1 protein-coding gene is annotated in these 1,385 nt (G+C 32.8%); it reads right to left on the minus strand.

Features of this window, described 5'->3' with window-relative positions; translation table 11 throughout:
- Positions 1–340: 340 nt before the first annotated feature.
- Positions 341–1,385 (minus strand): sensor histidine kinase (locus V7183_RS14695; RefSeq protein WP_335359991.1); only part of this gene is annotated, 1,045 nt, incomplete at its 5' end.

The following is a 1,385-nucleotide window of genomic DNA, read 5'->3' on the forward strand; positions in this document are numbered from 1 at the left end:
TTATATAACAATACAATGATGTGAAAATAAAAATTTTATTAATTACACTAAAAATGACATAGAATATGAATTCCATGTCATTTTTCAAAGTGATTTCGAAAATAAGGGGAAAGGGATTTCTCAAGCTTATTTTTCTAGCACATCTGAGCAAATTAATTTTAAAGCATAGGTTTTAATTGCACTTGTTGAGGTAGATGAAACTATAAAACATAAGATTATATTGTACATTGCCTATACTTTTTACTTCTGAGTTAAAATGAAATCACCTTTGATATATTCATCTTATTATATATTCCTTTCAATTTGCTTTCATAAATGTTACAAAAGTCTTGCAATCATCTCATTTCTTTGCTGCTGTAACGGGAAGGGTAAACCAAAATTCACTCCCTTGTTTACCATCTGAACGATCTCGTACACCAATTTCGCCTTTGTGCATTTCGATTAATGATTGTGCAATGGATAATCCGAGCCCAGATCCCCCAGATTGTGAGCTTCTTGATGGATCTGTTCTAAAAAAGCGTTCAAATATGCGCAGTTGATCACTATAAGCAATGCCTTCTCCTTCATCACGTACGATGAATTGAACGTGATGCTTCTGCTTATTTTCTTCTATAATTAGCTCAATCGTTCCAGATACTGGAGAATATTGAATTGCATTATGTAACAAATTACTGATAACCCGTGCTATCTTGCAAGGCATAATCCAGAGCTTAGGCAATGTATCAGAAACTTGTAATTGCAAATGGATCTGTTTTTCTTCTAATAAAATAGAATGTGAATCTAGTACTTCTAATAGAATACGATCCATATGTGTGAAACTTGGATAAAAATCTTCTTGTCCAAGTTCTAACTTAGAAAGAACAAATAAGTCATTAATTAATCCACTTAATCTTTGTATTTCTTTATGGATTGTCGTTAAGTACTGCATTTTCATTTCGGGATTTGCAATTACATCATCTTGTAATGCTTCAATCATCAATTGCATGCTAGCCAAAGGTGTTCGTAAGTCATGTGAAATATTCGCAATGAGCTCTGTACGTGCTTTCTCTCCTTCTTCTAACTTCGTAAACCCTTCTTTTAATTTTTTCGCCATTTGTTGAAAAGCTGTTGCTAATTCTTTAAATTCTTTTGGTCCTTGTCCAATTCTATGCATCGTCTCAAATTGTCTATCACTAAATTCTTTTGTTAATGCAATTAAATTTTGAATAGCTTCCGTAATAGGGCGTGTTAATAGCCAATAAATAATCGTTGAAAACGCCATTGCTACGGTTACAATTCCTATAAATAACTGTGTTTGTTCCGGCCTAAGTAACATTTTCATTTCGCTATACCAGATAGCAATCAGCATAATGCCGGTGCTTAATAGATTCATCAATAACAATTGA

It is taken from the genome of Bacillus sp. JJ1127 (assembly GCF_036965845.1).
Lineage (GTDB): Bacteria > Bacillota > Bacilli > Bacillales > Bacillaceae_G > Bacillus_A.